Below are 25,779 nucleotides of genomic sequence, written 5' to 3' on the forward strand. Positions count from 1 at the left end.
GGCGCGCCGATGCCGCGCTACCATGCCCGGATGCGCTCGCCGCGCCCCCCTCCCATGCCGATCCGTTACGCTACCCTGCGCATCCTCGTTGTCGAAGACCACCCGTTCCAGCGGCTCGCGGCCGAGGGACTGCTGCGGCAATTGGGGGTGCAGACGGTGGTGTCGGCGCAGAGCGGCATGCAGGCCGCCGAGTTGCTTGGCCGCCAGCCGTTCGACGCCGTGCTGTGCGACATCGAGATGCCTGGCGGCAATGGCCCGGAACTGATCGCCGAACTGCATCGCCGCGGCGCGCAGGCGTTTGCCGCGGCACCGCCGGTCTGGGTCTGGGTTACCGCGCTGGCGGATGACATCCTGGAATCGAATCGCAGCCTGGCGCACGCCGCGGGCATTGCGCGCGTGCATGCCTTGCGCAAACCCCTCTCGCGCGATGCCGTAGAGGAAGTCCTGGCCGCCGTGCTGGCGCCCGGCCCGGAACACGACGCACAGATGCCCGCCTGCTTGCCCGACGATGCCGAGCTGACCGCCGCGGCGCGCTCGGGCAACGGCCTGCTGGTGATGCTGCAGCCGCAGCACGACCTTGCCAGCGGCCGGCTGGCCGGCGCCGAAGCGCTGGTGCGCTGGCGCCATCCGCGGCACGGACTACTGCGGCCCGATGCCTTTGTCCCGCGCCTGGAAGCGCTGGACGCCGCCCACCTGGTGTTTGAATTCGTCGTGCGCCAGTGCCTGGCGGCACAGCAGCGACTGCAGGCCGCAGGCATCGACATCACGCTGGGCATCAACGCGTCGGCGCAAACCCTGTGCCGGCCGGGCGTGCTGGAACAGCTCGATACGCTGGTGGCGGCCAGCGGCGTGTCGCCGCGCGCATTGACGGTGGAACTGACCGAAGGCTATCCCGTGCCCGACACGGTGGCGCTGTCGGTCGCGCTGAACCGGCTGCGGCTGATGGGCTACGGCGTGGCGATCGACGATTTCGGCATCGGCATCGCCACGCTCAAGCTGCTGGCGGACCTGCCCTTCACCCAGCTCAAGCTGGACCGCTATTTCGTCGCGCAGATCGACGGCCACGGCCAGCGCGAAGCCATTTGCCGCCACATGATCGCAATGGCGCGCGACCTGGGGCTGGAGTGCGTGGCCGAAGGGGTGGAAACGGAATCGCAGCGCGCAGCACTGCGCGCGCTGCGCTGCCCGCTTGGCCAGGGCTACCTGTGGTCGGCGCCCAAGCCCGTCGATGCCTTTATCGCCGAGGCGATCGAGCGCGCGCCGCGGCCCGGCTAGTGCAGGCTAGCGCGGGCTATTGCCCCGCGCGGAACGGGTACTTCGCAAAGATCTGCCCCACGACCTTGTCGATGCGCTGCTGCGCATCGGCCTTGTCGCCGGTATCGACGCTGCCCACCGCCACGCCTTCCCACACCAGCTTCTTCTGGCGGGCATCGACCAGGTCGATATTGAGCGTGCCTTCGGTGTAGGTATAGACGTCGTTGTAGAAGCCGTAGCCGGGCCACGGCGCATAGAGGCCGCCGCGATAGCCGTAATAGCCCATCATCGGCGCCGGCGCCGGGCTGACCTGGACCTTTTCCTGCAACCGCGTGTTGAAGTTGACCAGCAGGTCCGGGGACTGCTGCGCGTAGCGGTAGCCGCGCGCGGTCATCTCGCGCTGTACCGCGCCCTTCAGGTACTGGGTGGTCAGGCTCTCGTATCCCTGTCGGTCGGTGCCCGGATGCTCGACGAAGCCGAAGCTGCGGTAGGCGCTGAAGTCGGCCGAGCGATTGTAGTCGGTCTTGATGTCGGGCGCGCTGGCGCAGCCCGCCACGGTCAGCGCCACCGCCACCAGCGGAAAGGACAACCGGAAGGATTTCACGATACGTCTCCAGAGGCCACGGTCACGCGTTCACCCGGCACCCCTGCCCATCCGCGCGGCGCCGGAACGCCACGGTGCCGCGCGGCGCCAGACCCGCGGAAGCTAGTTGAGCTTCCCGTTGATGCCGCCCACGCTGAACCTGCCGGCGCCCAGCAACGCCACCGCCAGCGCCGCCCCCAGGAACATGCCCTGCAGCTCCAGCGCCCAGCCGCCGGTCTTGGATAGCGCGCCGAATTCGGCGCTGTGCACCAGGAACAGCGCAAACAGCATGTTGATGGCGACGATGATCGCCGCCAGCCGGCTCCACAACCCGATGATCAGCAGGATCGGCGCCACCAGCTCGCCGATATAGACACCATAGGCAACCCAGGCCGGCAACCCCGCATCCGCGACCACCTTCGACACGAAACCGATGCCGGATGCGCCGGTCACCTTGGCGATGCCGTGCATCAGGATCAGCACGCCAAGCACGATGCGCAACAGCGCCTTGCCCAAATCCTGAGAGCCACCCATGGCCATTCTCCTTGCCGAGTTTTTTGGGAACGGTCCGGCTTCCATGCGCCTTTACCCTCACGCGCAGGTGCCGCCCCTGTACCTTAGTGCGAGCCGGCGTGAAGGTAAAGCCGCAATTGCCAGACTTGCCCGTGGCGCGCCGATGACCCGCGCGGCCGAGATCCGTGCGACGTCCGCCCTCTCGCCGATCACACCACACGCTCCCGGACGGGGCGCGCGCTAGACCACCCTGTGCATGGCCGGCTGCCTCGGTTCGACCATGCCGACCTTGCGCGCGCACTCGGGCAGGATCTCGCCCAGGAAATCGAGAAAGCGCCGGGTCGCCGGCGTGACGCCCTTGCGCGACGGGAACACCGCGTGCAGCGTGCCGACCGGCATCTCATACTGGGGCAGCAGCAGTTCAAGCTGGCCGCTGTCGATGGCATCGCGGCAGTACATGCGCGGCAGCATGGCCACGCCCACGCCGGCGATCGCGGCCTCGCGCAGCAGCGCGAATTCATCGGTGACCAGGCGCGGGTCGTAGGCGATCTGGATGGTCTCGCCGGGCTGGCAGCGCAGCATCCAGACATGCTTGCCGTCATGCGGGTGCTGGCCCACGCCGGGCATGCCGTCGAGCGCCTGCGGCGTGCGCGGCCGGCCGATGCTGTCGAGCAGCGCGGGGCTGGCCACCAGCATCAGCTGGCTCTCGCCGAAGGTGCGCACGGCCAGGCTCGAGTCTTCCATCACCTCGCGCACACGCAGCGCCAGGTCGAAGCCCTCGGCGATCACGTCGACACGCCGGTTGGTCGCCTCCAGCTCGATCCGCACCGCCGGGTTGGCCCGCATGAAATGCCCGATGGCCGGCGCCAGCAGGATCTGCGCTATCGCCACCGGGCAGCTGACGCGCAGCGTGCCGCCAGGCTGCTCGCGCGCCTGCTCGATCACTTCGCGCGCGGCCTGGGCTTCGTTGAGCATGGCCCGGCAGCGTTCGTAGAACGACTCGCCAAGCGGCGTCACGCGCACCTGCCGTGTGGTCCGGCGCAGCAGCTGCACGCCCAGGTCGCGCTCCAGCTGGGCGATGCGCCGGCTCAGGCGCGACTTGGGGACGCCGGTGGCGCGGCTGGCCGCCGAAAAGCTGCCGTGTTCCACCACCTGCGCGAACAGGGACAGGTCGTTGAGGTCTTGCATGACGGTTTGGCTTGGCGTTGCATCGACAGAACAATCATTTGCATTTTGCCTCACTACCGATACCAATGGCCAGCCAGTATCTTTCCTCCATCGCAACCGCCCCTTCGTGGAGAAAGACATGAACATCCTGCAGATCGATTCCAGCGTCCTCGGCGACAACTCCGTTTCCCGCAACCTGACCGCCAGCGTGGTGGCCGACCTGGTCGCGGCCAACCCTGAAGCCAAGGTCACCGTGCGCGACCTGGACCGGGATGGCCCGGCGCACCTGTCGGGCAACCTTCTGCCGGTTCTGGGCGGTCCCAAGGATGGCCTGAACGCCGTGCAGCAAGCCGAGCTGGAGCGCACCGAGCAGTTCCTGGCCGAATTCCTCGCCGCCGACGTGCTGGTGCTGGGCGTGCCGCAGTACAACTTCGGCATCCCGAGCCAGCTCAAGGCCTGGATCGACCGCATCGCACAGGCTGGCCGCACCTTCAAGTACACCGAGAACGGCCCGGTCGGCCTGGCCGGCGGCAAGCGCGTGATCGTGGTGTCGTCGCGCGGCGGCGTGCGCCAGGATGCAAATTCGCTGGACCTGCACGAAGTCACCGTCGACGTGGTGCTGCGCTTCCTCGGCATCACCGACATTACCTACGTGCGCGCCCACGGCCTGGCCATGGGTCCGGAGTTCCGCGAAGCCGGCCTGGCCAACGCCCGCACCGAAGTCGCGGCGCTGAACGACGCCACCCGGCTGGCCGCCTGAACGGCTTGCTGGAATGGCTGACTGAAGCCAGCGGGCAGCCGCGCGCCGTGTAGGACGGCGCCTGCTCGCCCCGGCAACGGATCGGGTCTATGATGGATCGGGGCGCTACGGCGCCCCGCGTGCCATTGGCGGCACGCTGGCGCAGCCAGCAAGGACGCGCCCGCCGGCCGCCTGCAGTCATCGATCGATCCATTCCGGGAGCCCGCATGACTTCAGCCCTGTTGCCCGCCGCCGCCCTCCATCCTCCGCACGAACCCGCCCTGCTTTCGCAGTATCGCCACGTCCGCGCCAGCACCGAGACGCTGGTGGCCGACTTGTCCGATGCCGATGCCACCGTGCAGTCGATGGACGACGCCAGTCCGGCGAAATGGCACCTGGCGCACACCACCTGGTTCTTCGAGGAATTCGTGCTGGCCGCGCGCATCCCCGACTATGAGCCGGTGGACCCGGACTACCGCTACCTGTTCAACTCCTATTACGAGGCAGTCGGCCCGCGCTATCCGCGCCCGCAGCGCGGCCTGCTGACGCGCCCGTCGCTGGACGAGGTGCTGGCCTACCGCGAGGCCGTGGACGAGTCGATGATGGCGCTGCTCGGCAGCGCCCAGACCGACGCCGAGGCCGCGCTGCTCATGCTCGGCCTGCAGCATGAGCAGCAGCACCAGGAACTGCTGCTGACCGACATCCTGCACCTGTTCGCGCAGAATCCGCTGCGGCCGGCCTTTGCGCCGGAACTGCCCGAGCCGGTGATTGCCGACCCGCGCCCGGCGCCCGACTGGATCGGCTTCGACGGCGGCGTGGTCGAGATCGGCCATGGCGGCGAGAGCTTTGCCTTTGACTGCGAGGCGCCGCGCCACAAGGTCTACCTGCAGCCGTTCACGCTGTGCTCGCACCCGGTCAGCAACCGCCAGTGGTTCGAGTTCATCGACGACGGCGGCTACCAGACCGCCGGCCTGTGGCTGTCCGACGGCTGGCGCTGGGTCGGCGAGCAAGGCATCCAGGCGCCGCTGTACTGGGAAGCGCGCGAAGGCACATGGTGGCAGATGACGCTGCGCGGCATGCATCCGGTCGATCCGGACAGCCCGGTCACCCATATCAGCTTCTACGAGGCCGACGCATTCGCGCGCTGGGCCGAGCGCCGGCTGCCGACCGAGGCGGAATGGGAGCACGCCGCGCGCAGCCTGCCGGCCACGGGGAATTTCGTCGAAGGCCGCGCGCTGCGGCCGCTGCCGGACCGGCAGAACACCTCGGGCGTGCTGCGCCAGATGTTCGGCGATGTGTGGGAATGGACCGGCAGCGCCTTCCTGCCCTACCCCGGCTTCCGCCCGAACGCCGGCGCGGTCGGCGAGTACAACGGCAAGTTCATGAGCAGCCAGATGGTGTTGCGCGGCGGGTCGTGCGTCACGCCCGAATCGCATATCCGGGCAACCTACCGCAACTTCTTCTACCCGCACCAGCGCTGGCAGTTCACGGGCGTGCGGCTGGCGGACGACGTCTAGAGGCTGTGCCCGCTGTCAGCGCGCTGTCAGCGCGGCGCCAGCCAGCGCCAGGCCAGCCACGCCAGCACGCCCCACAGCAGCACGATCACCACGGCGGCCGCGCGAATGCGCGGCCGTTGCGCATGGGTGGCCTGCCAGGCCTCGGCGCGGCCGCGGCATTCCTCGGTGACCGCGGGCGGAATCATCCGCAAGGCGAGCCAGATGCCCACCGGCACCAGCACGACATCGTCGAGGTAGCCCAGCACCGGGATGAAATCGGGAATCAGGTCGATCGGGCTGAAGGCATAGCCGACCACCAGCACCGCCAGCAGCCGCGCGCCCAGCGGCGTGCCGGAGTGGCGGCTGCAGAACCACAGTGTCAGCAGGCTGGCCTTGAGCCGCCGTGCCCACTGGCGCAGCCGGCCCGGTGCGGTCGGGGCGGGGGTTGCATCCATGCCGGGGCGCGCCTTACCAGCCCTTGGTCTGCGGCGCAGCCGGCGCGGTGGCGGGACGCTGGCCGCCCGGCGTCCCGGTGGGCGCCTTCAGCGGCGGCGCCGGCACGATCGGCGTCTGCGGATACATCTTCTGCCAGCGCGACTTCAGCCCGTTGGCGATCTCGGCCTGGTTGTAGCGCTCGGCAAAGTCGATCACGGTCATGCCCTGCTGGTTCTTCAGGCGCATGTCGGCGCCTTCGTCCAGCAGCAGCTTGACGGTCTCGATATGGCCCGCGCGCGCGGCCATCATCAGTGGCGTGGTGCCGTTGGGCGACTCGGCGTCGATATACGCGGCATGGTCGACCAGGTACTTGACCACGTTGTTGTGGCCATTGGTGGCGGCGTAGTGCAGCGGGGTCCAGCCGGTCTTGTTGATCTCGGCCTCCATCTCGTCGACCATCAGCTTGACCATGTCGAGCTGGCCCTGCAGCGCCGCCATCATCAGCGGGGTCTCCCCGGCGGGGTTGGCCTTGTCGAAATCGATGTCCTTGGCGCGGATCAGCACCGTTGCCACCTTGAGCGACTTCTCGCGCAGCGCCAGCACCAGCGCCGGGTTGCCGCGGCTGTCGACGATATTGGGATCGACGCCCTTGGCCAGCAGCTTCCTGACGGTATTGGCATCGTCGAACTCGACCGCCTTGCGCATGTCGTCGGCCGGCGTGGCCTGCGCCAGCGTGGCCGCCACCAGCACCACGGCGCCGGCGGCACGGCGGACAAACTTCAGGTCAAACATGAGCATTCCTGTCGATGTGCTTGAATAGGTTAAAGAAATTTTCCGTGGTCTGCTCAGCCACCTGCGCCACCGGCACCCCCCTCAGCTGCGCAATGAACTCGCCTACGTGGCGCACCCAGGCCGGCTCGTTGGTCTTGCCGCGGTGTGGCACGGGTGCCAGGTAGGGTGAATCGGTCTCGATCAGCATGCGGTCGAGCGGCACCTTGCGCGCGGTCTCCTGCAGGTCGGCGGCGCTTTTGAAGGTGACGATGCCGGAAAACGAGATATGGAAGCCCTGGTCCAGCGCCTGCCGGGCGACGTCCCAGGTCTCGGTAAAGCAGTGCATCACGCCACCCGCTTCGCCCGCGTTCTCTTCGCGCATCAGCCGCAGCGTGTCGTCGGCGGACGAACGGGTATGGATGATCAGCGGCTTGCCGGTCTGGCGCGCGGCACGGATATGGTTGCGGAAGCGTTCGCGCTGCCATTCCATGTCGGCGATGCTGCGGCCGTTGAGGCGGTAGTAGTCCAGCCCGGTCTCGCCGGTGCCGACCACGCGCGGGTGCGCCGACAGCTCGACCAGGCGCTCGACGGACGGGTCCTCCCCCTCTTCATAGTCGGGATGCACGCCGACCGAGGCATACAGGTTGGGATGCTGCTCGGCCAGCGCCAGCACGCGCGGGAAGTCCTCCAGCGTCACCGAGATGCACAGCGCATGCGTGACCTGGTTGGCGCGCATGTTTTCCAGCAGTTCGGGCAGGCGCGCGGCCAGCTCGGGGAAATCGATATGGCAATGGGAATCGACAAACATGGGAATTCTCTTGTCTTCGGCCGCTCAGGCCGGCTGCCCGCCATCCACGCGGAGGCCGAGGATGATCAGGTCGCGCTCGACGCCGTCGAGCACGGCCACGCGCGGCAGGTCGCCCCAGCGGGTAAAGCCCATCGCGGCGAACAGGCCCAGGCTGGGGGCATTGTGCCCAAAGATGAAGCCGAGCAGCGTATTCACGCCGACCGCGGGCGCATGGTCGATGGCCCGCTGCAGCAAGTACCGGCCCAGCCCCTGGCCCCGGCGCTCGGCGTCCAGGTAGATCGAGACCTCGGCGGTGCCGCCATAGGCCGGGCGGCCATAGAAATCCGAGAAGCTCATCCAGCCGGCCATGCGGCCGTCGGCATCCTCGCACACCCATAGCGGGCGGCGTCCGGGCTGGTGGGCGTCGAACCAGGCCTGGCGCGAGTCCACGGTGACCGGCTCGGTGTCGGCGGTGACCATGCGCGACGGCACGGTGCTGTTATAGATCGCCACGATGCCCGGCAGGTCGCGGGGCTCGGCAATGCGCAGGGAAAAACGGGAAGAATTCATTAACTATCAATGGATTGCGAAGCAATCTTCGCAATCTTCATATGGTTTGCGTGGGGCGCCCGGATTCCAGCATCTTGCCCAGGATCTCCTCCACTGCGCGGCGCAGGTTGCGCCCGTTGTCGTCGTCGGGGAAGTGTACGCCGACGCCGGGGGTCTTCATCGGCGTGCCCGCCGGGGTGATCCAGGCCACCTGGCCCGCGATCTGGTACTTCTGCGGCCGGTCCAGCAGGGACAGCACCAGAAACACCTGCTCGCCCAGCCGGAACGGGCGGTTCGACGGCACGAAAATGCCGCCGCGCGCCAGGAATGGCATATAGGCCGCGTACAGCCCGGCCTGATCCTTGATCGACAACGACAGCACGTTGGGACGCGATGCCGCACCGCTGCCGGTCGGCGCGCCCAGCGGGGCGCCCGGCGGTGCCCCGGTGACTGCAGTGTTCATGGTTGACCCCCTGAATGACGATGCTGCTTGTTACTGCTTGTTGTTATGGTGTTGCCCCGAAACGGCACTGCGTAGCGGCACTGCGTAGGGGCGCTGCCTTATCGGAACAGCTGCCGGTACTCCAGGAATACTGCCTCCATCACCAGCCTTGCCGCCAGCGGATGGTTCTCGCTGCGGCGATGCGCGGTCAGCCGCGTCGCGTAGGCCTGCAGCCGGTGCGCGTCGGTGGCCCCGGCGCAGCGCGCCAGCGCGGCGCGCTCCTTGGGGAAGTAGCGCGGCGCGGTGCCGCCGGCGCCATCCAGCCGCAGCTTCAGCAGATCGTACGTCCAGCGCTGCAGGATGCCAAGCACGGCGGGCACCGGCAGCTTCTGCAGTTGTTCGGCGGCTGCAGAGGCGTCGAACGCGGCGCCCGCGCCCAGCTGGCTGACCAGCAGGCGTTGCAGCGGCTGCTCCTCGGCCTCGGCCGCGTGCAGCGCGGTCAGCGGCGAACCGCCGGCCTGCGCCAGCTGGGCCTCGGCATCGGCAACCCCCTGGCCCTGCAGCCACGCGAGCGCGGCCTCCGGCGTCGGGCGTTGGGCCGAGAACTGGCGGCAGCGCGACAGGATGGTCGGCAGGATACGGTCGAGCCGGTCGGTCACCAGCAGGAATACGGTCGACGGGGGCGGTTCCTCCAGCGTCTTCAGCAGCGCGTTGGCGCCCTCGGTCTGCAACGCATCGAGCGGATACACGACCACCACGCGCAGGCCTGCACGGTGCGTGCCGACGCCCACCGCCTCGATCAGCGCGCGCACCTGCTCCATGCGGATGATCTTGCTCGGCGCCTTTTTCTTGCCGCCTTCGTCGGTATCAGGCTCGGCCGAGGCATCCAGCGCCTCGGGGCGCACCACGGTGAAATCAGGGTGATTGCCCTGACTGAACCAGTGGCACGCGGAACACTGGCCGCAGGGCTGGCCGTCGGGCCGCGGCGCTTCGCAAAGCAGGCCTTGCGCGAAATGCAGCGCCAGGTCGCGCTTGCCGATGCCTTGCTGGCCATGGATCAGCAAGGCATGCGGGAGCCGTTCGCGCAGGATGCCGAGCCGTTGCCAGTCTTCCTTCTGCCAGGGATAGAGCATGTGAATCAGGGAGTATAGTGCCGTCAGATCAAAGGGTTGCGATAATCTGATCGAGTTCTTCTCGAATTGCGTCGATGCTGCGCGTGGCGTCGATCACGCGGAAGCGCCCCGGTGCCGCCGCGGCCCGGCGCAGGTATTCGTCGCGGGTGCGCTGGAAGAACGCACGCGATTCCGCCTCGAACTTGTCCGGCGCCCGGGCTCCGGCCAGCCGCTCGCTGGCGGTTTCCAGCGGCACGTCGAATAGCAGCGTCAGGTCCGGCTGCAGGCCGTCCTGCACCCAGTCTTCCAGCACTTCGAGCCGCTGCGTCGGCAGGCCCCTGCCCCCGCCCTGGTAGGCAAAGGTGGCATCCGTGAAGCGGTCGGAGATCACCCATTCGCCACGTGCCAGCGCGGGGTCGATGACCTCGGCGATATGCTCGCGGCGCGCCGCGAACATCAGCAGCGCCTCGGTCTCGAGGTGCATTTTCCGGTGCAGCAGCAGCTGGCGCAGGTCTTCGCCCAGCGGCGTGCCGCCCGGCTCGCGGGTGGTGACCACGGCGGGAATGCCGGCGCGCGCCCGCAGCCGTGCCGCCACCCAGTCGATATGGGTGCTCTTGCCGGCGCCGTCGATGCCTTCGAAAGTGATGAATTTTCCGCGCATGGAATGCCTATTTGCCGCGCTGGTACTTGTCGACCGCGCGGTTGTGTTCGGGTAGCGAGTTGGAGAAATGGCTGCTGCCGTCGCCGCGGGCGACGAAGTACAGCGCATCGGACGGCGCCGGTGCGGTGGCCGCCGCCAGCGAGGCCAGGCCCGGCAGCGCGATCGGCGTGGGCGGCAGGCCGGTGCGGGTGTACGTATTGTACGGGGTGTCGGCCTGCAGGTCGCGCTTGCGCAGGTCTCCGTCGAAGGCCTGGCCCAGGCCGTAGATCACGGTCGGGTCGGTCTGCAGCATCATGTTCTTGCGCAGCCGGTTGATGAACACCGCGGCGATCATCGGGCGCTCCGACGCCTGCCCGGTCTCCTTCTCCACGATCGACGCCATCACCAGCGCCTCGTACGGGGACTTGTACGGCAGGTCGGGCGCGCGTGCGTTCCAGGCTTCATTGAGCCGGCGCTGCATGGCGCGATAGGCGTGCTTGTACAGGTCGATATCGCTGCTGCCGCGCGCGAACAGGTAGGTGTCCGGGAAGAACAGCCCCTCGGGCGAGGCCTCGGCGGCGCCGATTGCCTTCATCAGCTGCGCGTCGGACATGTCGCGCGTATCGTGGCTCAGCGCCGGGCTGGCATCGACCGCCGCGCGCATCTTGCGGAACTCCCAGCCCTCGATCACGGTAACCACGTAGTGCGTGACTTCGCCGCGCACCAGCTTGCCCATCACCGACAGCGGCGTGGCGCCGGTCTCGAATTCATAGCCGCCGGCCTTCAGGTCGGGCCCGTGGCCGGTCAGGCGCACCAGCAGCGTGAACAGCCGCGGGTCCATGCCGACGCCGCCGCGCTGGATCTGGCGGCCGACGCTGGCTACGCCCGAATTGGGCTTGATCACCACTTCGACCGGCGAACGGTTCAGCGCCAGCGGGTGATTGGCCCACCACGCAAAGCCGCCGGCTGCCGCCAGCGCGAGTACCAGGAACGCCAGGCCCAGGCGAAGGAAAAAACGTTTCATGTATCAGGATCGGGGTGAGACTGCGGCGCATCGGCCGAAAATCTCGTAGCCCCATATAATAACCGGCAGCCTCGCACCGACCATGCGCGGCGGCTCCGGCGCCTCTTGCGCACCTGGCCGCGCGCGCCGCCACCGGTGCCTTTCCAACCCGATCTGTCTCGGACGATCGCCACGATTTCGCAATGCCAGTGATGAATGCCAAAGCCCCGGAACTCGCCGCCAGCCTCGAATCCTTGCAGGCAAGCGGAATCGTCTGTGCCCCCGCCGGGCTCGGACTGATCCGCGTGGCCGGCGACGATGCCGCCAGCTTCCTGCACACCCAGCTCACCAATGCGGTCGAGGACCTGACGCCGGGCTCCGCGCGCCTGGCCGGCTACTGTTCGCCCAAGGGTCGCCTGCTCGCCACCTTTCTGATGTGGCGCGATGCAGAAGGCATCGTGCTGCAGCTGTCCGCCGATATCCAGGCCGCGGTGCAGAAGCGGCTGTCGATGTTCGTGCTGCGCTCCAAGGCAAAACTGGCCGATATCACGCCCGCCAGCGCCATCGTCGGCGTCGCCGGTGCCGGTGCCGCCGATGCGTTGGCGGCCGCGAACCTGCCGGCGCCGGAAGCGGCCTTTGCCGTTGCCGAGGCCGACGGCGTTGCCGTGATCCGCCTGCCGGACGCCGCCGGGCAGCCGCGCTGGCAACTGTTGCTGCCCGCCGGGCGCGCCGAGGCCGTGCGCGCGGCGCTGGCCGGCAAGCTGCAGGACGCGCCGCCGGCGCTGTGGGACTGGCTGGAAGTGCAGTCCGGCCTGCCCCGCATCGTCGCCGCGACGCAGGAACAGTTCGTGCCGCAGATGATCAATTTCGAGCTGGTCGGCGGCGTGAATTTCCGCAAGGGCTGCTACCCGGGCCAGGAAATCGTCGCGCGCAGCCAGTACCGCGGCACGCTCAAGCGCCGCATGTGGCTGGTGCAGGGCGATGGCGAGGTGCCGGCGCCCGCGGCGGAGATCTACCGGCCGGAAGACCCCGGCCAGCCGTGCGGCATGATCGTCAACGCCGCGCCCGCGCCGCAGGGCGGCTGGGCCGGGCTGGCCGAGCTGAAGATCGACGCCGCCGGCAGCGCGCTGCGGCTGGGCAACGCCGAAGGCCCTGCGCTGGCGACCGCCACCCTGCCCTATGACGTGCCGCTGGGCGAAGCGGCCCAGGCGGCGGGCTGACATTTCGGAACCGGGACCCTGCCATGAGCGACCACCTGTTCGTCTATTTCCGCGTGCCCGAGGCCGTTGCCGCCGAAGCGCTGCCGCTCTGGCACCGCTGGATGGAGACGGTTGCCGAGGCGACCGGAATTGGTGGTACGCTGATGCGCAGGCCCGAGACCCGAGCCGGCGTGCAGACCTGGATGGAATGCTACGCCGACGTGCCGCCCGCCTTCGATGTCACGCTGGCCGGCCTGTGGCGCCAGAGCGGGCTGGACCAGTGGGTGGACGGCGAGCGGCAGGCCGAACACTTTATCGACCTGGACGTGCTGTAGCGTCCCGGAACTGCAGAAACGCGAAGTACGCCGGAACGCCCGCGCCCCCAGCGTCCCCGGCGGCAAAGGAAGCCGAACGATGTGCCTGATCCTGGTTGCCTGGCAATCCCACCCGGACTATGCCCTGGTCGTTGCCGGCAACCGCGATGAATTCTATGTCCGCCCCGCGGCGGCCGTGCACTGGTGGCAGGATGCGCCTCAGGTGCTGGCCGGACGCGACCTGGCGGAAGTGATCGGCGAGCCCGGCACCTGGATGGGCGTCAACGCCGACGGGCGTTTTGCCGCGCTGACCAATTACCGCGCCCCTTCCGAGAAACGCACCGACGCGCGCTCGCGCGGCGAGCTGGTGGCCGGCTTCCTGCGCGGCCATGATGCGCCGTTCGATTATCTCGACGGGCTGGCCGGCGAGGATGGCTGCTACAACGGCTTCAACCTGCTTGCCTGCGACCTGCGCGAATTCTGGTGGTACAGCAACCGCTCGGCCACGCGCCAGCCGCAGAAGCTGCGCCCGGGACTGTACGGGTTGTCCAATGCACTGCTCGACACCCCCTGGCCCAAGGTGCGCAGCCGCGTGGGCGCGCTTGCCGAGGTGCTGGCGGCCGACAGCGGGCGAGCCGATGCCAGCGCCGAGCCCTACCTGCAGATGCTGGCCGACGAGCGCCAGGCGGCGGATTTCGAGCTGCCCTCCACCGGCGTCGCGCCGGAGTGGGAGAAGCTGCTGTCATCGGCATTTATCCGCTCGGCGTCATACGGCACCCGCGCCAGCACGGTGCTGCGCGTGCGGCACGATGGCCGCTTCGACCTGAGCGAACGCAGCTTCGACGCCAGTGGCCGCATCGGCGAGGTGTCCTACCACGGCAAGCTGAACCTGCCGCGCGATACGGGCATCGTGCAGGCGCCGCGGTAATGGCGGCAGCGGGCGCTTAGCCCGCCAGCCGCTTGCGCATCTCGATATGCGGGATGCCGGCCTCTTCGAACTCCTCCCCCGACTGGGCAAACCCCGCGCGCAGGTAAAACGGCGCGGCATGGGTCTGGGCATTGAGCACCAGTTCCGGGTAGCCGAGTTGCGCGGCCTTCTCCATCAGCGCCCGCAGCACCTGCGCGCCGACGCCGGTGCCGCGCGCCGCCTTCAGCACGGCCATGCGGCCGATATGGCCGTCGGGCAGCAGCCGGCCCGTGGCCACCGGGGTGCCATCCCCGGCCAGCGCCAGCGCGTGCCAGCTGGGCTCGTCCCATTCGTCCCATTCCAGTTCCACCGGCACGTTTTGCTCTTCGACAAACACGGTGTAGCGGATGGCGCGGGCACGTTCGCGCGCTTCGGACCAGGGGCAGATCAGGACGGTGACTGGCATGGCGGTTGGGTCTGGCGTGGGTAGCAATAGGTGTCCCGGCCTTCCAGGCTCGGGCGGGCGCCCATGATACGCCAGCCCGGGGCAGGCGGCGAAGCACCAAAGTGGAGCATTGGTAACTACCAACGCACCATCCTAGGGTTTTCCCGGGATCGCATGGTCCTAGCAAATTTGTATGATGACCTGATTACCGAATAACCCGGCGAATCCGCATGTTCCAGAAAGTCCCTGCCCGAGCGCTGACCGACAACGTCGCCGAACAGCTGCTGGACAAGATCCAGAGCGGCGCCTTTGCCCGCGGCGACAAGCTGCCCACCGAGGCGGTGCTGTCCGAAGAGTTCGGCGTCAGCCGCACCGTGGTGCGCGAGGCGATTTCCCGGCTGAAGTACGAAGGCGTCGTCGAATCGCGCCAGGGCAGCGGCGTGTTCGTGACGCTGCAGGCCGGCATCCGGCCGCTGCGCATCGACTACACCGACACCGGCACGCTGGAATCGGTGCTGCAGATCGTCGAGCTGCGCCGCGCGATCGAAGCCGAGGTGGCCGCGCAGGCCGCGCGCCGCCGCACCGACGCATCGATGGCCGCCATCGATGCCGCGCTGGCCCGCATCGACGAGGAAGTCGGGCAAGGCGGCGACGGCGTGGCCGCGGACGTGGCCTTCCATCGCGCCATCGCCGGCGCCACCGGCAACCCCTACTTCCTGAAGACACTGGAATTCCTCAGCCAGTACCTCGAAGCGGCCACCCGCGTGACCCGGACCAACGAGGCACGCCGCGCCGACTTCTCGCGCCAGGTGCGCGAGGAACACCAGGCCATCGTCGCGGCGATCCGCGCCGGCGACCCGCTGGCCGCGCGCAATGCCGCGCAGAACCACATGTACAACGCCGCCCGCCGGCTGGCCCAGCTGGGCGCCGACGAGAACGGCGCCGGTGACGATGAAGCCGCCGCCACGCGGGGCGCGTCGAACTGACGCCAGCCGCACCTTTCAAGCTTTCCCCGTATCAGATTCAGGAGTCCTCTATGTCCAGGAATATCGGCGTCATCGGCCTTGGTGCCATGGGCTTTGGTGTCGCGCAGTCGCTGCTGCGTGCCGGTTTCAAGGTGCACGCCTGCGACCTGCGTCCCGAAGTACTGCAGCGCTTTGCCGATGAAGGCGGCGTGCCGTGCGCGTCGCCCGCCGAACTGGGCAGCCGCTGCGACGTGGTGCTGACGCTGGTCGTCAACGCGCAGCAGACCGAGGCCGTGCTGTTCGGCGCCAACGGCGCCGTGGCCGAGATGCAGCCGGGCAAGCTGGTGATCGCCAGCGCCACGGTGCCGCCGGGCTTTGCCGAGACGCTGGGACAGCGCCTCGCCGAAAAGGGCCTGCTGATGCTTGACGCGCCGGTCTCCGGCGGTGCCGCGCGCGCCGCCAGCGGCGAGATGACCATGATGACCTCGGGCCCCGCCGAAGCCTACGCGCTGGCAGAGGACGTGCTGGCCGCCATCGCCGGCAAGGTATACCGCCTGGGCGCCGCCCACGGCGCGGGCTCCAAGGTCAAGATCATCAACCAGTTGCTGGCCGGCGTGCATATCGCCGCCGCGGCCGAGGCGATGGCGCTTGGCATGCGCGAAGGCGTGGACCCGGACGCGCTCTATGACGTGATCACGCACAGCGCCGGCAATTCGTGGATGTTCGAGAACCGCGTGCCGCATATCCTGAAGGGCGACTACACGCCGCTGTCGGCGGTCGACATCTTCGTCAAGGACCTTGGCATGGTGCTCGACACCGCGCGCACCAGCAAATTCCCGCTGCCGCTGTCGGCCGCCGCGCACCAGATGTTCATGATGGCCTCCACCGCCGGCCACGGCGGCGAAGACGATTCGGCCGTGATCAAGATCTTCCCGGGCATCGAACTGCCGGGCACGGCCGAATAAGGAGCACCAACGATGACCGCGCTCCTTGGCTGTATCGCCGACGACTTTACCGGCGCCACCGACCTCGCCAACACTCTGGTGCGCAATGGCATGCGCACCGTGCAGACCATCGGCGTGCCTGAATCCGTGGCCGATACCGGCGCGGCCGATGCGCTGGTGGTCGCGCTGAAATCGCGCACCATCCCCGCCGCCGAGGCCGTGGCGCAGTCGCTGGCCGCGCTGGAATGGCTGCGCGCGCAGGGCTGCCGCCAGTTCGTGTTCAAGTACTGCTCGACCTTCGATTCGACCGATGCCGGCAATATCGGCCCGGTCGCCGAAGCGCTGCTGAACGCGCTGGACAGCGATTTCACCATCGCCTGCCCCGCCTTCCCCGAGAACGGCCGCACCATCTTCCGCGGCCACCTGTTCGTGGGCGATGCGCTGCTCAACGAATCGGGCATGGAGCACCACCCGCTGACGCCGATGACCGATGCCAGCCTGGTGCGCGTGCTGCAGCGCCAAAGCCAGAGCAAGGTCGGCCTGCTGCGCTATGACGCGGTCGCGCGCGGCGCGCAGGCCACGGCCGACCGCATCGCGTCGCTGCGCCACGACGGCGTGCGGCTGGCGATCGCCGATGCGGTGTCTGACGCCGACCTGCTCACGCTGGGCGAAGCCTGCGCCGGCCTGCCGCTGATCACCGGCGGCTCCGGCATCGCGCTGGGCCTGCCCGGGAATTTCCGCCGCGCCGGCCTGCTGCCGCAGCGTGGCGATGCCGACGCGGTCCCGGCCGTCGACGGCCCGGGCGTGGTGCTGGCCGGCAGCGCCTCGCGCGCGACCAACGGACAAGTGGCCCGCTGGCTGGAGCAAGGCCGCCCGGCGCTGCGCATCGACCCGCTCGCGCTGGCGCGCGGCGAAGCCGTGGCCGACGCCGCGCTGGACTTCGCCGCCTCGCACGACGAGCCGGTGCTGGTCTACGCCACTTCCAGCCCCGACGAGGTCAAGGCCGTGCAGGCCGAACTGGGCGTCGAGCGCGCCGGCCACCTGGTCGAGCAATGCCTGGCCACCGTCGCGGCCGGCCTGCTCGCACGCGGCACGCGCCGCTTTGTCGTCGCCGGCGGCGAGACCTCCGGCGCCGTGGTGCAGGCGCTGAACGTCCGCGCGCTGCGCATTGGCACGCAGATCGCACCCGGCGTGCCGGCCACGGTCACGCTCGGCGCCACGCCGCTGGCCCTGGCGCTCAAGTCGGGCAATTTCGGCGGCCCGGACTTCTTTGACGAAGCGCTGCGCCAGCTCGGAGGCCAATGATGAGCACCGAAAGCAAGCTGCGCGAAGAGATCTGCCGCATCGGCGCCAGCCTCTACCAGCGCGGCTATACCGTCGGCTCGGCCGGCAACATCAGCGCGCGGCTGGACGATGGCTGGCTGATCACCCCGACCGACGCCTGCCTGGGCATGATGGATCCGGCCGCGGTAGCCAAGGTCGCCGCCGACGGCACCTGGGTGTCGGGCGACAAGCCGTCCAAGACGCTCACGCTGCATCGCGCGATCTACGACAATAACCCCGGGGCGCACGCCGTGGTGCACACGCACTCGACGCACCTCGTGGCCCTGACGCTGGCCGGTGCCTGGCAACCGGACGACGTACTGCCGCCGCTCACGCCGTATTACGTGATGAAGGTCGGCCATATCCCGCTGATTCCCTATCACCGGCCCGGCGATCCCGCGGTCGCCGCGCGCGTGGCCACGCTGGCCGCGCAGGTGCGCGGCGTGCTGCTGGAGCGCCTCGGTCCGGTGGTGTGGGAGTCCAGCGTCTCGCGCGCCGCGTTCGCGCTGGAAGAACTGGAGGAGACCGCCAAGCTATGGATGATGATGAAAGACACGCCGGGCTTCGCCGCCCGCGCGGCGCTGCCTGACGGCGCACTGGCTGAATTGCGTGACGCCTTCCAGGCGCGCTGGTAGCACGGCCACCCGTTTTTCCGACTGACACGGCCATACGGATCTGACCGGCGCGGTTGCCTTGTGGCCACCGTGCGGGACTCGCGCATGCCTGCAATTCGCGCGGCCGCCACCCATTACTAGACCAGACTGACTCTACCCGGAGACCACCAATGCCATCCAACCAACCGGCGGCCAGCGTGCCAGCCTTCGACAGCCTGGGCGGCAACGCCCGGCTCGACACCGACACCCAGATCGAGAAACGCGCCTACAACAAGGTGTTCTGGCGCATCATGCCGTTCCTGATGCTGTGCTACGTGGTCGCCTACCTCGATCGCGTCAACGTCGGCTTTGCCAAGCTGCAGATGGGCCAGGACCTGGCCTTTTCCGAGACCGTGTTCGGCCTGGGCGCCGGCCTGTTCTTCATCGGCTATTTCCTGTTCGAAGTGCCCAGCAACCTGCTGATGCACAAGATCGGCGCGCGCATCTGGATCGCGCGCATCATGATCACGTGGGGCATCATCTCGGCGCTGTTCCTGTTCGTGAAGACGCCGACACAGTTCTACGTGATGCGCTTCCTGCTCGGCCTGGCCGAGGCGGGCTTCTACCCCGGCGTGATCCTGTACCTGACCTACTGGTACCCGGCCAACCGCCGCGCCAAGATGATCGCGCTGTTCATGTCGGGCATCCCGGTCGCCGGCATGTTCGGCAACCCGCTGTCGGGCTGGATCATGGACGCCTTCAACGGCACGCATGGCATGAGCGGCTGGCAGTGGATGTTCCTGCTGGAAGCCCTGCCCGCGCTGGTCATCGGCGTGGTGACGATCTTCGTGCTGCGCGACGGCATCGACAAGGCACCGTGGCTCAGCGCCGATGAAAAGCGCGTGCTCAAGCGCAATGTCGAGGAAGACCAGAAGAAGGCCGGCGCCGCCGCCGGCCAGGCCCACGGCCATTCGCTGGGCGCCGTGTTCAGAGACCGCCGCGTGTGGTGGATGTGCCTGATCTACTTCTGCTTCGTCACCGGCCAGTATGCGCTGACGTTCTGGATGCCCACGCTGGTCAAGGCCAGCGGCGTCACCGGCAACCTGAAGATCGGCCTGCTGTCGGCGATCCCGTTCATCTGCGCCATCATCGTCATGAACATCCTCGGCCACAGCGCCGATGCGCGCCAGGAACGCCGCTGGCACCTGATCGTGCCGGCGCTGATGGGTGCGGTGGGCTTCGCCATTGCCGCCTCGTTCACCAACAATACGACCGTGTCCATCGCCGCGCTGTCGCTGGCCGCCGCCGGGGTGCTGACCTGCGCGCCGCTGTTCTGGTCGCTGCCCACCGCGTTCCTGTCCGGCATTGCCGCCGCCTCCGGCATCGCCGTGGTGAACTCGGTCGGCAACCTGGCCGGTTTCGTGTCGCCATACATGGTTGGCGCGCTCAAGGACCTGACGCACAGCACGCAGCTGCCGATGTACGTGCTGTCCGCGATCCTGGTGGTGGGCGCCGTGCTGGTGTGGCTGACGCCGGCTAAACTGGTCAACCGCTGAAATCCGGCCGGGCCGGTCGCGCTGGCCGCGACCGGCCCGGCTTCGTCCTACGCTCTGGAGTTCCCATGCCGCGCTTCGCCGCAAATCTCTCGATGATGTACAACGAGCACGCTTTCCTGGATCGCTTCGCCGCTGCGGCGGCGGACGGCTTCCAGGCGGTGGAGTACCTGTTCCCGTACGAGCACCCCGCCGCCGAGCTGCGCGCACGCCTCGACGCGAACGGCCTCACCCAGGCGCTGTTCAATGCCCCGCCGGGTGACTGGGCAGCGGGCGAGCGTGGCCTGGCCTCGCTGCCGGGGCGCGAGGCGGAATTCCGCGACGCCGTCGGCCGCGCGCTGGAATACGCCGGCGTGATCGGCAATGACCGCGTGCACGTGATGGCGGGCCTGGTGCCGGCCGATGCCGACCGCGCGCGCTACCGCGCCACCTACCTGGAAAACGTCGCTTTTGCCGCGAAGGCGGCTGCCGCGCAGGGTGTGACCATCGTGCTGGAGCCGATCAACACGCGCGACATGCCGGGCTATTTCCTGAACCGCCAGGACGACGCGCAGGCAATCTGCAAGGAAGTCGGCGCGGCCAACCTGAAGGTGCAGTTCGACTGCTACCACTGCCAGATCGTCGAGGGCGATATCGCGATGAAGCTCAGGCGCGACATGGCCGGCATCGGCCATATCCAGATCGCCGGCGTGCCCGAGCGCCATGAGCCGGACCTGGGCGAGCTGAACTACCCGTACCTGTTCGACCTGATCGACTCGCTCGGCTACAAGGGCTGGATCGGTTGCGAATACCGTCCGCGTGCCGGCACGTCCGAAGGACTGGGCTGGCTCAAGCCCTACCTCGGCCGCTGATTACAGAACAACCACAGATCTCTTGCCATGAACGTACTGATTACCGGCGGCGCCGGCTTCCTCGGCCTGCAACTCGCCCGCCTGCTGCTGCAACGCGGCACCCTGAACCTGGACGGCCAGGCCGTCGCCTTCGACCGCCTGACGCTGCTCGACGTGGTCGCGCCGCAAGGTCTTGACGATGCGCGCGTGCGCGTGGTGACCGGCGACCTGTCCGACCCGGCGGTGCTGCGCCAGGCCATCGACCAGGACACCGGCGCGGTGTTCCACCTGGCGGCCGTGGTCAGCGGCCAGGCCGAGGCGGATTTCGAACTGGGCATGCGCGTCAACCTCGACGCCTCGCGCGCGCTGCTCGAAACCTGCCGCGAGCTGGGCCACAAGCCGCGCGTGCTGTTCACCAGCTCCGTCGCGGTCTATGGCGGCGAGCTGCCGGCGGTGGTGCAGGACGACACCGCACTGAACCCGCAATCGTCGTACGGCGTGCAAAAGGCGATCGGCGAACTGCTGCTGTCCGACTACAGCCGCCGCGGCTTCGTCGACGGCCGCGTGCTGCGCCTGCCGACCATCAGCGTGCGCCCGGGCAAGCCCAATGCGGCGGCCTCGTCGTTTGCCAGCGGCATCATCCGCGAGCCGCTGTCCGGCGTGGCAGCGAACTGCCCGGTGGCGCCGGAGACCAAACTGTGGCTGCTGTCGCCGCGCGCGGCGGTGGCCGCGCTGATCAATGGCATCGAACTGGCCGGCGAACGGCTGGGCAACCGCCGCGTGATCAACCTGCCGGGGCTGTCGGTGACGGCCGCGGGCATGGTCGATGCGCTGCGCCGCGTGGCCGGCGATGCGGTGGCGGATCGGGTGACCTGGGAACGCGAAGAGCGCGTCGAGAAGATCGTCGGCACCTGGCCGGCGGCATGGAATGCGGAACGGGCCTTGTCGCTGGGATTCGAGAGCGATGCCAGCTTTGATGCGGTGATCCGGGCTTATATGGAAGATGCGGGTGTGGGCAAGTAAAAATTTGCCGCCTTCGCTATGACGACGGCCTCCTCAGCTGCTGAGAGCCTGTTCCCTCTCCCGCTAGCGGGAGAGGGGAGCAAACATGCGGGATTCAAGGCTCAGTGGCACGCCATCACCCCGCCGGCTTCACCACTTCATACCCCTCGATAATCTCCCGCACCACCCCCGGGATCGCCGCCGACTTCTGCGTCGCCGGATCCGCGCACACATAGACGATTTCACCGGTGATCAGGTGCTCGTCGCCCCGGTACATCTCCACCCGGAACAACATGCTGGATCGCCCCAGCCGCGCCATGCGCCCGCGCAGTTCCAGCTCGTCGTCAAAGCGCGCCGATGCGTGATACTCCAGCGTGGACTTGACCACAAAGATATCGACGCCATGCGCGTGCAATACGTCCTCGGGATAGCGGATCCCCAGCGCGCGCCAGTACTCCGTCACGCAGATATCGCAATAGGTCAGGTAATGCGCATTGAAGACGATCGATTGCGGATCGACTTCGGACCAGCGCACGCGCAGCGGGATGGTGTGGCGGAACTCCTCTTTGGCCATTGACGTGGTCTCCCTGTTTGTTTGTCGGAGCAATGCAAAGCATCAGGCCGCCGCCCCGCCGGCACGGGTCCGGCAGGCGCGGCGGCCTGGTTGAACGCAACTGGTGCTGGCTTACTGCGGCTTGGCCAGGCCCAGCTTCTCGATGATCGCCTTTTCCTTCTTGACGGTTTCGGCGGCGAACTGCGCGTACTGCTGGCTGTTCATGTAGAACGGCTCCATGTCGAACTTGGCCAGCGATTCGCGGTAGTTGGGCATTTCCATCGCCTTCTTGAAGGCGTCATGCAGCTTCTGCACGATTTTCGGATCCGTGCCCTTGGGCGCGACCAGGCCGAACGGCGAGGTCTGCACGATGCCCATGCCCAGTTCCTTCAGCGTCGGCACGTTGGGGAAGCGCGCCGAGCGCTTCTCGCCCCAGGTCGACAGCAGGCGCAGCTTGCCCTGCTCCACGTACGGAGCCCACGCCGGCGTGTCGGCCACCGACATCACGTGACCGCCCAGCAGCGCCTGCATCGATTCCGCATTGCCCTTGTATGGGATATGCGAGAACTGCACGCCCTGCTTCAGCGCCAGTTCTTCCATGGTCAGGTGCAGCGTGGTCATGCTGCCAGGCGACCCATAGGTGAGCTTGCCCGGATTGGCCTTGGCGTATGCGACGTAATCCTGCATGGTCTTGATCGGCGAATCGGCCGGCACCACCAGGCCGAACGAATAGCCGGCCAGGTTGATGATGTAGCTCAGGTCCTTGACCGGGTCCCAGTTGATCTTGGTGGTGTACGGCAGGCGGTAGACCGGCATGGCGACCTGCGCCAGCGTGTAGCCGTCGGGCGCGGTGGTCTGCATCAGCTGCGCGGGCAGCACGCCGCCAGCGCCGGGCTTGTTCTCGACGATCACCGGCTGGCCCAGGATCTTGGAGGCGTTGTCAGCCAGGACGCGGAACGGGATGTCGGTGGAGCCGCCGGCGGTATAGCCGATCACCAGGCGGATCGGGCGCTGCGGGAACTTGTCGGCCTGTGCCTGGGCAGGCATGGCGGACAGGCCGATGGCTGCGGTAGCGGCGGCGAGGCCCGCGCGGGCGATAAATTGGCGGCGTTGCATTTGACTAGGTCTCCTTGTGCTGCAAGTCACTGCTGAAAAATGTCGGTGCTGCTTTTTTTTGTTCAGGGCTGGGCGAAGGCGGTCCGCAGCGCGGCGACGGCATCGGCATGCGCCTGCGCCACCGCCGGCACGAACCGGCCCAGCTTGAAGAAATCATGGATCATGCCGGGGTAGTTCGCCAGCGTGGCCGGCACGCCGGCGGCGCGCAGCTTGGCCGCGTAGGCGACGCCTTCGTCATGCAGCGGGTCGTAGCCCGCCACGGCGACCCAGGCGGGGCACACGTTGCGCACGTCGGCACCGTTGCCGCCACCGTCCAGCGGGGCGAAGCGCCAGTCGTCGCGGCTGGCTTCCTGGTCCAGGTACTGCGCGAAGAACCAGCGGATCATTTCAGCGGTCAGCAGGTACCCCTCGGCCAGTGCACGGTGCGACGGCGTGTCCTGGCGCGCGCAGGTGCCGGGGTACAACAGCATCTGCAGCACGGGCGCGAACCCGGCGTTGCGCGCCTCTACCGCGCTGGCCGCGGCCAGCGTGCCGCCGGCGCTGTCGCCGCCCAGCGCGATGCGGGCGGGGTCGGCGCCCAGCCGCCCGGCCTCGGCAAAGATCCAGTGCAGCGCGTCGAACGCGTCGTTGACCGCGGCTGGAAAGCGCCATTCTGGCCCGAGGCGGTAATCCACCGACAGCACCATGCAATCGGCCTCGCCGCACAGCAGCCGGCACAGCGCATCATGCGAATTGACGCTGCCGACCGTAAAGCCGCCGCCGTGGTAGTACACCAGCAGTGGCAGCGGCTCGGCCCAGCTGGCCTCGCGCGGCGTGTACAGCCGCGCCGGGATGGCATGGCCGTCACGCGCGGGCACGTGCAGGTCTTCGGTTGCGTGCACGGCGGGCGGGCTGATGTCGAGGATCGGCGCGCTCTTCTCGTAGGCGATCTTGGCGTCCTCCGGGTCCAGTGCGTTGATCGGCGGCCGCTTGGCGCGGGCGATCAGTTCCAGCAGCTGTGCCACCTGCGGGTCGAGCTGCGCCGACGGCAAGCCGGGCATTTGGTTGACGGAGGATGGTACGGCGGACATGAGAAATCAGTTAAATCCGAGCTTCTGCTGCGACGGCCAGCGTGTCGTGCACGCCGCCCGGGTGGAAGTTCGAATAGTGAACGATCGTTCGATTTTAGTATGATGCCAGATGTTTCTGAAACGAGGCAGTACGAGATAACCCCGAAAGCTCTCGCCAGCCCCTGCCACGCGGCCACTTTTTGCGCGATGATCGGCTGACGCGCGGCGCGGGTCACAACAACTCATTGAAACCGAAGGCAGCGCGCCTGGCCAGTGCCTTACCCTGACCCCGGTTCGCGGCAGATCCCTGCAGGAGGCAAGCAAATATGGCGTTTATCTACTATCTGACCCACATCCACCTGGATTTCGGCGCGGTCAGCCTGCTCAAGTCGGAATGCGAGCGCATCGGCATCCGCCGCCCCCTGCTGGTCACCGACAAGGGCGTGGTTGCGGCCGGCGTGGCGCAGCGCGCCATCGACGCCATGCAGGGCCTGCCAGTCGCGGTATTCGACGAGACCCCATCGAATCCGACCGAGGCGATGGTGCGCAAGGCCGCCGCGCAATACCGCGAGGCCGGCTGCGACGGGCTGGTGGCAGTGGGCGGCGGCTCGTCGATCGACCTGGCCAAGGGCATCGCCATCCTCGCCACGCACCCGGGCGAGCTGACCACCTATGCCACCATCGAAGGCGGCAGCGCCAGGATCACCGATCAGGCCGCGCCGCTGATCGCCGTGCCGACCACCTCGGGCACCGGCAGCGAAGTGGCGCGCGGCGCCATCATCATTCTCGACGACGGGCGCAAGCTGGGCTTCCACTCGTGGCACCTGCTGCCCAAATCGGCCATCTGCGATCCGGAACTGACGCTGGGCCTGCCGGCCGGGTTGACCGCGGCCACCGGCATGGACGCGATCGCGCACTGCATCGAGACCTACCTCGCCCCCGCCTTCAACCCGCCCGCCGACGGTATCGCGCTGGACGGGCTGGAGCGCGGCTGGACCCATATCGAGCGCGCCACCCGCGACGGCCAGGACCGCGATGCGCGGCTGAACATGATGAGCGCATCGATGCAGGGCGCGATGGCCTTCCAGAAAGGGCTGGGCTGCGTGCATTCGCTATCGCACCCGCTGGGCGGCCTGAAGATCGACGGCCGCACCGGCCTGCATCACGGCACGCTTAACGCGGTGGTGATGCCGGCGGTGCTGCGCTTCAACGCCGACGCGCCCACGGTGGTGCGCGACAACCGCTACGCGCGCCTGCGCCGCGCCATGCATCTGCCCGACGGCGCTGATCTCGCGCAGGCCGTGCACGACATGACCGCACGCCTTGGCCTGCCCACCGGACTGCGCCAGATGGGCGTCACCGAGGACATGTTCGACAAGGTGATTGCCGGCGCGCTGGCCGACCATTGCCACAAGACCAACCCGAAAGAAGCCAGCGCGGCGGATTATCGGCGTATGCTTGAGCAATCCATGTAGTGCATAGCAGCAAGGTGGCC

At 68.2% G+C, this 25,779-nt stretch carries 29 protein-coding genes; 14 read left to right on the top strand and 15 right to left on the bottom strand.

The window, feature by feature from the left end; genetic code table 11:
- The first annotated feature begins 54 nt into the window (after nt 1–54).
- Complete coding sequence (locus IPF36_RS26540) at nt 55–1,275, top strand: EAL domain-containing protein (protein WP_135706250.1); 1,221 nt, start codon at nt 55–57, stop codon at nt 1,273–1,275.
- A 16-nt stretch (nt 1,276–1,291) separates the two neighbouring features.
- Here IPF36_RS26540 and IPF36_RS26545 read toward each other — a convergent pair whose 3' ends face one another.
- The 3 genes from IPF36_RS26545 to IPF36_RS26555 form a co-directional block, all read right to left on the bottom strand.
- Nucleotides 1,292–1,858 carry a DUF4136 domain-containing protein gene (locus tag IPF36_RS26545; RefSeq protein ID WP_135705077.1) on the bottom strand — a complete coding sequence of 189 codons (567 nt, stop codon included), beginning with the start codon at nt 1,856–1,858 and terminating at the stop codon, nt 1,292–1,294.
- Between the two features lie 102 nt (nt 1,859–1,960).
- A complete protein-coding gene (locus IPF36_RS26550) occupies nt 1,961–2,371 on the bottom strand; it encodes a DoxX family protein (RefSeq protein ID WP_133096916.1) in 411 nt (136 codons plus the stop codon).
- Between the two features lie 219 nt (nt 2,372–2,590).
- On the bottom strand, nt 2,591–3,538 hold the full coding sequence (locus IPF36_RS26555) for a LysR family transcriptional regulator (protein WP_133096915.1): 948 nt from the start codon (nt 3,536–3,538) through the stop codon (nt 2,591–2,593).
- Between the two features lie 118 nt (nt 3,539–3,656).
- Between IPF36_RS26555 and IPF36_RS26560 the strand changes: the two genes are divergently transcribed.
- Together IPF36_RS26560 and egtB are read left to right on the top strand one after the other, a co-directional pair.
- Entirely contained in the window at nt 3,657–4,277 is a 621-nt protein-coding gene (locus IPF36_RS26560; RefSeq protein ID WP_133096914.1) for an FMN-dependent NADH-azoreductase, read from the top strand.
- Between the two features lie 206 nt (nt 4,278–4,483).
- Nucleotides 4,484–5,773 carry an ergothioneine biosynthesis protein EgtB gene (gene egtB, locus IPF36_RS26565; protein WP_195431377.1) on the top strand — a complete coding sequence of 430 codons (1,290 nt, stop codon included), beginning with the start codon at nt 4,484–4,486 and terminating at the stop codon, nt 5,771–5,773.
- 26 nt (nt 5,774–5,799) lie between these two features.
- Here egtB and IPF36_RS26570 read toward each other — a convergent pair whose 3' ends face one another.
- From IPF36_RS26570 to mltG, 8 genes are all read right to left on the bottom strand, one after another.
- Complete coding sequence (locus IPF36_RS26570; protein ID WP_135705076.1) at nt 5,800–6,207, bottom strand: YkvA family protein; 408 nt, start codon at nt 6,205–6,207, stop codon at nt 5,800–5,802.
- 13 nt (nt 6,208–6,220) lie between these two features.
- Nucleotides 6,221–6,979, bottom strand: a complete 759-nt coding sequence (locus tag IPF36_RS26575) for an ankyrin repeat domain-containing protein (protein ID WP_195431379.1) — start codon at nt 6,977–6,979, stop codon at nt 6,221–6,223.
- Nucleotides 6,972–7,766, bottom strand: coding sequence for a TatD family hydrolase (locus tag IPF36_RS26580; protein WP_195431381.1), 795 nt, complete (start codon nt 7,764–7,766; stop codon nt 6,972–6,974). The genes IPF36_RS26575 and IPF36_RS26580 overlap by 8 nt, the downstream gene beginning before the upstream one ends.
- 24 nt (nt 7,767–7,790) lie before the next feature.
- Complete coding sequence (locus IPF36_RS26585; protein ID WP_195431383.1) at nt 7,791–8,315, bottom strand: GNAT family N-acetyltransferase; 525 nt, start codon at nt 8,313–8,315, stop codon at nt 7,791–7,793.
- A gap of 37 nt (nt 8,316–8,352) precedes the next feature.
- Complete coding sequence (locus tag IPF36_RS26590; protein WP_135705072.1) at nt 8,353–8,757, bottom strand: PilZ domain-containing protein; 405 nt, start codon at nt 8,755–8,757, stop codon at nt 8,353–8,355.
- Nucleotides 8,758–8,855: 98 nt separating this feature from the next.
- A complete protein-coding gene (locus IPF36_RS26595; RefSeq protein WP_135705071.1) occupies nt 8,856–9,869 on the bottom strand; it encodes a DNA polymerase III subunit delta' in 1,014 nt (337 codons plus the stop codon).
- A gap of 28 nt (nt 9,870–9,897) precedes the next feature.
- Nucleotides 9,898–10,509 (bottom strand): dTMP kinase, encoded by a 612-nt coding sequence (gene tmk, locus IPF36_RS26600; protein WP_133096906.1) that lies wholly within the window; start codon nt 10,507–10,509, stop codon nt 9,898–9,900.
- 7 nt (nt 10,510–10,516) lie between these two features.
- Nucleotides 10,517–11,512: an endolytic transglycosylase MltG gene (gene mltG, locus IPF36_RS26605; protein ID WP_195431385.1), complete on the bottom strand. Its 996-nt coding sequence runs from the start codon at nt 11,510–11,512 to the stop codon at nt 10,517–10,519.
- Between the two features lie 182 nt (nt 11,513–11,694).
- Here mltG and IPF36_RS26610 point away from each other — a divergent pair, with 182 nt between their 5' ends.
- The 3 genes from IPF36_RS26610 (at nt 11,695) to IPF36_RS26620 (ending at nt 13,932) form a co-directional block, all read left to right on the top strand.
- On the top strand, nt 11,695–12,711 hold the full coding sequence (locus tag IPF36_RS26610) for a folate-binding protein YgfZ (protein WP_195431387.1): 1,017 nt from the start codon (nt 11,695–11,697) through the stop codon (nt 12,709–12,711).
- A gap of 23 nt (nt 12,712–12,734) precedes the next feature.
- Nucleotides 12,735–13,025: a DUF4936 family protein gene (locus tag IPF36_RS26615; protein WP_029048215.1), complete on the top strand. Its 291-nt coding sequence runs from the start codon at nt 12,735–12,737 to the stop codon at nt 13,023–13,025.
- 79 nt (nt 13,026–13,104) lie between these two features.
- The gene (locus IPF36_RS26620; RefSeq protein ID WP_195431397.1) at nt 13,105–13,932 is read left to right on the top strand and encodes an NRDE family protein; all 828 of its coding nucleotides are present in this window, start codon (nt 13,105–13,107) and stop codon (nt 13,930–13,932) included.
- Between the two features lie 16 nt (nt 13,933–13,948).
- Here the strand turns inward: IPF36_RS26620 and IPF36_RS26625 are convergent, their stop codons facing one another.
- Nucleotides 13,949–14,377 carry a GNAT family N-acetyltransferase gene (locus IPF36_RS26625; RefSeq protein ID WP_133096902.1) on the bottom strand — a complete coding sequence of 143 codons (429 nt, stop codon included), beginning with the start codon at nt 14,375–14,377 and terminating at the stop codon, nt 13,949–13,951.
- Between the two features lie 209 nt (nt 14,378–14,586).
- Between IPF36_RS26625 and IPF36_RS26630 the strand changes: the two genes are divergently transcribed.
- The 7 genes from IPF36_RS26630 (at nt 14,587) to denD (ending at nt 21,587) form a co-directional block, all read left to right on the top strand.
- Complete coding sequence (locus IPF36_RS26630) at nt 14,587–15,342, top strand: FadR/GntR family transcriptional regulator (protein ID WP_135705068.1); 756 nt, start codon at nt 14,587–14,589, stop codon at nt 15,340–15,342.
- 50 nt (nt 15,343–15,392) lie between these two features.
- Nucleotides 15,393–16,286, top strand: coding sequence for an L-threonate dehydrogenase (gene ltnD, locus IPF36_RS26635; RefSeq protein WP_133096900.1), 894 nt, complete (start codon nt 15,393–15,395; stop codon nt 16,284–16,286).
- Between the two features lie 12 nt (nt 16,287–16,298).
- Nucleotides 16,299–17,570 (top strand): 3-oxo-tetronate kinase, encoded by a 1,272-nt coding sequence (gene otnK / locus IPF36_RS26640; RefSeq protein ID WP_195431399.1) that lies wholly within the window; start codon nt 16,299–16,301, stop codon nt 17,568–17,570.
- The gene (locus tag IPF36_RS26645) at nt 17,570–18,223 is read left to right on the top strand and encodes an aldolase (RefSeq protein WP_115709399.1); all 654 of its coding nucleotides are present in this window, start codon (nt 17,570–17,572) and stop codon (nt 18,221–18,223) included. Before otnK ends, IPF36_RS26645 begins: the two co-directional genes overlap by 1 nt.
- 149 nt (nt 18,224–18,372) lie before the next feature.
- On the top strand, nt 18,373–19,737 hold the full coding sequence (locus IPF36_RS26650; RefSeq protein WP_195431401.1) for an MFS transporter: 1,365 nt from the start codon (nt 18,373–18,375) through the stop codon (nt 19,735–19,737).
- A gap of 65 nt (nt 19,738–19,802) precedes the next feature.
- Nucleotides 19,803–20,585, top strand: a complete 783-nt coding sequence (gene otnI, locus IPF36_RS26655; protein WP_135705066.1) for a 2-oxo-tetronate isomerase — start codon at nt 19,803–19,805, stop codon at nt 20,583–20,585.
- Between the two features lie 27 nt (nt 20,586–20,612).
- Nucleotides 20,613–21,587, top strand: a complete 975-nt coding sequence (gene denD / locus IPF36_RS26660) for a D-erythronate dehydrogenase (protein WP_135705065.1) — start codon at nt 20,613–20,615, stop codon at nt 21,585–21,587.
- Between the two features lie 115 nt (nt 21,588–21,702).
- Here denD and IPF36_RS26665 read toward each other — a convergent pair whose 3' ends face one another.
- From IPF36_RS26665 to IPF36_RS26675, 3 genes are all read right to left on the bottom strand, one after another.
- Nucleotides 21,703–22,140 (bottom strand): YbgC/FadM family acyl-CoA thioesterase, encoded by a 438-nt coding sequence (locus tag IPF36_RS26665; RefSeq protein WP_063241858.1) that lies wholly within the window; start codon nt 22,138–22,140, stop codon nt 21,703–21,705.
- Between the two features lie 111 nt (nt 22,141–22,251).
- Complete coding sequence (locus IPF36_RS26670; RefSeq protein WP_133096895.1) at nt 22,252–23,235, bottom strand: tripartite tricarboxylate transporter substrate binding protein; 984 nt, start codon at nt 23,233–23,235, stop codon at nt 22,252–22,254.
- Nucleotides 23,236–23,297: 62 nt separating this feature from the next.
- On the bottom strand, nt 23,298–24,305 hold the full coding sequence (locus tag IPF36_RS26675) for an alpha/beta hydrolase (protein ID WP_135705064.1): 1,008 nt from the start codon (nt 24,303–24,305) through the stop codon (nt 23,298–23,300).
- 305 nt (nt 24,306–24,610) lie between these two features.
- On the opposite strand from IPF36_RS26675, the gene IPF36_RS26680 reads away from it, so the two are divergent.
- Nucleotides 24,611–25,759: an iron-containing alcohol dehydrogenase gene (locus tag IPF36_RS26680; RefSeq protein ID WP_133096893.1), complete on the top strand. Its 1,149-nt coding sequence runs from the start codon at nt 24,611–24,613 to the stop codon at nt 25,757–25,759.
- Nucleotides 25,760–25,779: the final 20 nt, after the last annotated feature.

This window comes from Cupriavidus sp. IK-TO18, from assembly GCF_015549295.1.
Classification (GTDB): domain Bacteria; phylum Pseudomonadota; class Gammaproteobacteria; order Burkholderiales; family Burkholderiaceae; genus Cupriavidus; species Cupriavidus oxalaticus_A.

Bases quoted from the DNA above. Each gene is read 5' to 3' on its own strand.
- IPF36_RS26540 (WP_135706250.1), top strand. From the start codon at position 55: ATGCCGATCCGTTACGCTACCCTGCGCATCCTCGTTGTCGAAGACCAC.
- IPF36_RS26550 (WP_133096916.1), bottom strand. From the start codon at position 2,371: ATGGGTGGCTCTCAGGATTTGGGCAAGGCGCTGTTGCGCATCGTGCTT.
- IPF36_RS26555 (WP_133096915.1), bottom strand. From the start codon at position 3,538: ATGCAAGACCTCAACGACCTGTCCCTGTTCGCGCAGGTGGTGGAACAC.
- IPF36_RS26560 (WP_133096914.1), top strand. From the start codon at position 3,657: ATGAACATCCTGCAGATCGATTCCAGCGTCCTCGGCGACAACTCCGTT.
- egtB (WP_195431377.1), top strand. From the start codon at position 4,484: ATGACTTCAGCCCTGTTGCCCGCCGCCGCCCTCCATCCTCCGCACGAA.
- IPF36_RS26570 (WP_135705076.1), bottom strand. From the start codon at position 6,207: ATGGATGCAACCCCCGCCCCGACCGCACCGGGCCGGCTGCGCCAGTGG.
- IPF36_RS26575 (WP_195431379.1), bottom strand. From the start codon at position 6,979: ATGTTTGACCTGAAGTTTGTCCGCCGTGCCGCCGGCGCCGTGGTGCTG.
- IPF36_RS26580 (WP_195431381.1), bottom strand. From the start codon at position 7,766: ATGTTTGTCGATTCCCATTGCCATATCGATTTCCCCGAGCTGGCCGCG.
- IPF36_RS26585 (WP_195431383.1), bottom strand. From the start codon at position 8,315: ATGAATTCTTCCCGTTTTTCCCTGCGCATTGCCGAGCCCCGCGACCTG.
- IPF36_RS26590 (WP_135705072.1), bottom strand. From the start codon at position 8,757: ATGAACACTGCAGTCACCGGGGCACCGCCGGGCGCCCCGCTGGGCGCG.
- IPF36_RS26595 (WP_135705071.1), bottom strand. From the start codon at position 9,869: ATGCTCTATCCCTGGCAGAAGGAAGACTGGCAACGGCTCGGCATCCTG.
- tmk (WP_133096906.1), bottom strand. From the start codon at position 10,509: ATGCGCGGAAAATTCATCACTTTCGAAGGCATCGACGGCGCCGGCAAG.
- mltG (WP_195431385.1), bottom strand. From the start codon at position 11,512: ATGAAACGTTTTTTCCTTCGCCTGGGCCTGGCGTTCCTGGTACTCGCG.
- IPF36_RS26610 (WP_195431387.1), top strand. From the start codon at position 11,695: ATGCCAGTGATGAATGCCAAAGCCCCGGAACTCGCCGCCAGCCTCGAA.
- IPF36_RS26615 (WP_029048215.1), top strand. From the start codon at position 12,735: ATGAGCGACCACCTGTTCGTCTATTTCCGCGTGCCCGAGGCCGTTGCC.
- IPF36_RS26620 (WP_195431397.1), top strand. From the start codon at position 13,105: ATGTGCCTGATCCTGGTTGCCTGGCAATCCCACCCGGACTATGCCCTG.
- IPF36_RS26625 (WP_133096902.1), bottom strand. From the start codon at position 14,377: ATGCCAGTCACCGTCCTGATCTGCCCCTGGTCCGAAGCGCGCGAACGT.
- IPF36_RS26630 (WP_135705068.1), top strand. From the start codon at position 14,587: ATGTTCCAGAAAGTCCCTGCCCGAGCGCTGACCGACAACGTCGCCGAA.
- ltnD (WP_133096900.1), top strand. From the start codon at position 15,393: ATGTCCAGGAATATCGGCGTCATCGGCCTTGGTGCCATGGGCTTTGGT.
- otnK (WP_195431399.1), top strand. From the start codon at position 16,299: ATGACCGCGCTCCTTGGCTGTATCGCCGACGACTTTACCGGCGCCACC.
- IPF36_RS26645 (WP_115709399.1), top strand. From the start codon at position 17,570: ATGAGCACCGAAAGCAAGCTGCGCGAAGAGATCTGCCGCATCGGCGCC.
- IPF36_RS26650 (WP_195431401.1), top strand. From the start codon at position 18,373: ATGCCATCCAACCAACCGGCGGCCAGCGTGCCAGCCTTCGACAGCCTG.
- otnI (WP_135705066.1), top strand. From the start codon at position 19,803: ATGCCGCGCTTCGCCGCAAATCTCTCGATGATGTACAACGAGCACGCT.
- denD (WP_135705065.1), top strand. From the start codon at position 20,613: ATGAACGTACTGATTACCGGCGGCGCCGGCTTCCTCGGCCTGCAACTC.
- IPF36_RS26665 (WP_063241858.1), bottom strand. From the start codon at position 22,140: ATGGCCAAAGAGGAGTTCCGCCACACCATCCCGCTGCGCGTGCGCTGG.
- IPF36_RS26670 (WP_133096895.1), bottom strand. From the start codon at position 23,235: ATGCAACGCCGCCAATTTATCGCCCGCGCGGGCCTCGCCGCCGCTACC.
- IPF36_RS26675 (WP_135705064.1), bottom strand. From the start codon at position 24,305: ATGTCCGCCGTACCATCCTCCGTCAACCAAATGCCCGGCTTGCCGTCG.
- IPF36_RS26680 (WP_133096893.1), top strand. From the start codon at position 24,611: ATGGCGTTTATCTACTATCTGACCCACATCCACCTGGATTTCGGCGCG.